The sequence below is a fragment of the Streptomyces sp. NRRL S-350 genome, from assembly GCF_000719705.1.
GTDB lineage: Bacteria > Actinomycetota > Actinomycetes > Streptomycetales > Streptomycetaceae > Kitasatospora.
In genome coordinates this window covers 1-3,627 of record NZ_JOHO01000140.1, presented here as the reverse complement: position 1 = coordinate 3,627, position 3,627 = coordinate 1, and the positions used below count along the sequence as shown (strand labels likewise).

1 protein-coding gene is annotated in these 3,627 nt (G+C 72.9%); it reads right to left on the bottom strand.

Annotated elements, in window-relative coordinates; genetic code table 11:
• Positions 1-3,627, bottom strand: a 3,627-nt coding sequence (locus IF30_RS0140005; RefSeq protein ID WP_030247927.1) for an SDR family NAD(P)-dependent oxidoreductase, incomplete at both ends; no start/stop codon positions are given.

Here is a 3,627-nt window from a genome sequence, read left to right as displayed (position 1 = left end):
AGGTCGTGGCCCATGCCCAGGCGTTGGCTGCCCTGGCCGGAGAAGACCATCGTCAGGGTTCCGTCGCCACCCCGGCCGGTGACGAGACCCGGGTGACTGTCACCGCGAGCCAGCGCGGCAAGGGCCTCGATTCGATCAGTGCCGTCACCCGCCAGCACCACGGCCCGTTCGGTGAGCAGGGTCCGGCTCGTCGCGAGGGAGTAGCCGATGTCGAGTGGTGAGGCGTCTTCCGGCACCTGCTCGGCGAGCCGGCCCGCGTAGGACCGCAGCGCCTGCTGGTCATGCGCCGAGAGGATCCATGGGACCACGGGCAGGGCGGTGCCGGCACGCTCCTCCGGCTCCTCGACGGCGGGCGGCTGTTCGAGGATGACGTGGGCGTTGGTGCCGCTGACGCCGAAGGCGGAGACGGCGGCCCGGCGGGGGCGGTCGGCCGTCTCCGGCCATGGCTGTTCTTCGGTGAGCAGTGCGACGGCGCCCGCCGTCCAGTCGACGTGGGGGGTGGGTTCGTCGACGTGCAGGGTGCGGGGCAGCACCCCGTGCTGCATCGCCATCACCATCTTGATCACGCCCGCGGCGCCGGCGGCCGACTGGGTGTGGCCGATGTTGGACTTCACCGAGCCCAGCCAGAGGGGCTGTTCACGGTCCTGCCCGTAGGCCGCCAGCAGCGCCTGCGCCTCGATGGGGTCGCCGAGGCGGGTGCCGGTGCCGTGTGCCTCCACGGCGTCGACGTCGGAGGGCTGGAGGCCGGCGTTGGCGAGGGCCTGGCGGATGACGCGTTGCTGCGCGGGGCCGTTGGGGGCGGTGAGCCCGTTGGAGGCGCCGTCCTGGTTGACGGCGGAGCCGCGGACGACGGCGAGGACGGGGTGGCCGTTGCGCCGGGCGTCGGAGAGCCGCTCCAGGACGAGGACACCCACGCCCTCGCCCCAGCCGGTCCCGTCCGCAGCCGCCGCGAACGACTTGCACCGGCCGTCAACCGCGAGGCCCCGCTGCCGGCTGAACTCCACGAACGCGGCCGGCGTCGCCATCACCGTCGCACCCGCGGCGAGTGCGAGCGAGCACTCTCCGCTGCGCAGCGCCTGCGCTGCCAGGTGCATCGCGACCAGAGACGACGAACATGCGGTGTCCACGGTCACCGCGGGGCCTTCCAGCCCGAACGCGTAGGAGATGCGGCCCGAGAGCACAGCCGTTGCCGTACCGGTGAGCAGGTAGCCCTCCGAGCCCAGCCCGGCGTCGTCGGCCGCGTAGTGCGAGGTGGCCGAACCGATGAACACACCGGTTCGGCTCTCCCGCAAGGTGTCGATCGCGATACCCGCCCGTTCGAAGGCTTCCCACGACGTCTCCAGCAGCAAGCGCTGCTGCGGATCCATCGCCAGGGCCTCCCGCGGCGATATCCCGAACAGCCCGGCATCGAATCCCGCCGCGTCCGCGAGGAAGGTGCCGCTCCGGGCGTACGAGGTGCCAGGCTTGCTCGGGTCGGGGTCGTAGAGCCGGTCGAGGTCCCAGCCACGGTCCGCAGGGAACTCGGATACCGCGTCACCGCCGCTCGCCACCAGGTCCCACAGGGCTTCCGGCGACTCGGCCCGGCCGGGGAGGCGGCAGCTCATCGAGACGATCACCACCGGGTCGTCCTCGTTGCGCACGGTCTCGCCGGTCGATCCGTCGGAACCGTACTCGCCCAGCAGTTCCCGCTTCAGATAGGTGGCCAGGGCGATGGGTGACGGATAGTCGAACACCAACGTGGCCGGCAGGGGCAGGCCCAGCGCCGCCTGCAGCCGGTTGCGCAACTGCACCGCGGTCAACGAATCGACGCCGAGGCTGCGGAAGGCCGCCTGCGGGGATACCGCGTCGCGGGACGTGTGCCCGAGTGTCGCGGCAACCTCGCCGCGCACGAGCTCGAGCAGGATCTGGGTGCGGTCGGCCGCGGCGGCCGCGGAAAGGCGTGCCCGCCAGCCGTCCTCACCGTCGTCCGGGGCATCGGTGCCCGGTCCGTCCAGCGCTGCCCGCGCCTCGGCGAGGTCACTGATGAGGGGACGGCGACGGGCCGCGCTCAGGACCGGTGCGAAGGTGTCCCACGCGATGGGCGCCACCGTCACGGTGGTGTCGTCGCCACCGAGTGCCCGGGCCAGCGCCGAGACGGCGAGTTCGGGTTCCATGGGCAGCAGGCCGGTGCGGCGCAGTGCGTCCTCGGCTGATCCGGTGGCGGCCATGCCGCCGCCGCTCCAGGTGCCCCACGCGACGGCGAGGGCGTGCAGGCCGCGGTCACGACGAGCCTGGGCCAAGGCGTCCAGGTAGGCGTTGGCGGCGGCGTAGGCTCCCTGCCCGCGCCCGCCCCAGACCCCGGCACCCGACGAGAACAACACGAACGCGTCCAGCGCGACATCGGTGAACGCGTCGTCGAGGTTCCGTGCGCCTTCGGCCTTGCCCAGCCACGCCTGCGCGAGGACAGCAGCATCCGTGTCCTGCAGCGCCGCGTCGGTACCGACGCCGGCCGTGTGGAAGACCGCGGTGATCGGCGTGTCCACGGTGTCCAGCAGACGGTCCAGCGCGGACCGGTCGGCGACGTCGCAGGCCTCGATGTCCACGCGGGTGCCGGGCGCGAGCGCCTCCAGCTCCGTTCGCAGCTCCCGGGCGCCCGGGGCGTCGCTGCCACGGCGGCTGGTGAGCACGACATGGCGTACGCCGGAACCGATCAGCCAGCGCGCGACGTGCCCGCCGAGCGCACCGGTGCCACCGGTCACGAGCGCCGCACCGTCGGTGGACCACACCGGTTCGCCAGCGGGACCGGCGGCGCGGTTCAGTCGCCGCGCGAACACCCCCGAGGGGCGCACGGCCACCTGGTCCTCGTCCCACTGCCCTGCCAGTACCGCCGTGAGCCGGGTCGAGGTCCGGGCGTCCAGCCGCTCGGGGAGATCGACGAGACCGCCCCACCAGCGCGGGTACTCGAGCCCCGCGACCTGGCCCAGCCCCCAGACTGCCGCCTGGGCCGGGTTCCGGAGCCGGTCGGTGCGTCCGACGGAGACCGCGCCGGAGGTCAGGCACCAGAGCGAGCCGTCCAGGTCGACGTCCGAGCAGGCCTGAACGAGTGCCAGCGTCGCCTCAGTCGGATGTTCGCCCAGCGCCAGTAGCGACACGACGTGCCGAGGCTTGTGCCTGGCGAGCAGTTCGGCCATCGAGTCGCGCGTTTCGCTGCCGTCGCACGGCACCCGAACGGCCTCGGGCGGCAATGCCTCGACGAGGTCGGCGACCAGGGGGTCGGCGGACTCGCCGGCCGGGAAGAGCACCAGCCGGCGTGCGTCGATCGCCGAGGAACCGACGGACGGCGACAGCGGCCGCCATCCGATCTGGTAGCGCCACGCATCGACGGTCTCCCGCTCCGTCTGCTTGCGGCGCCAGTCCGAGATCAGCGACAGCGCCGGCGCCAGGACGTGCCGGGAATCCTGGTCACCGAGCGTCAGCATGGCGGCCAGTGCGTCGAGGTCCTCGTGCTCGATCGCGCGCCAGAAGTCGGAGTCGCCTCCACGCTCCGCCGGGACGTCCTGGGTGGGGCCGTCGAGCCAGTAGCGGTGGTGTTGGAAGGGGTAGGTGGGGAGGGGGGTGGTGTGGGGGTTGGTGTGGGCGTAGTAGGCG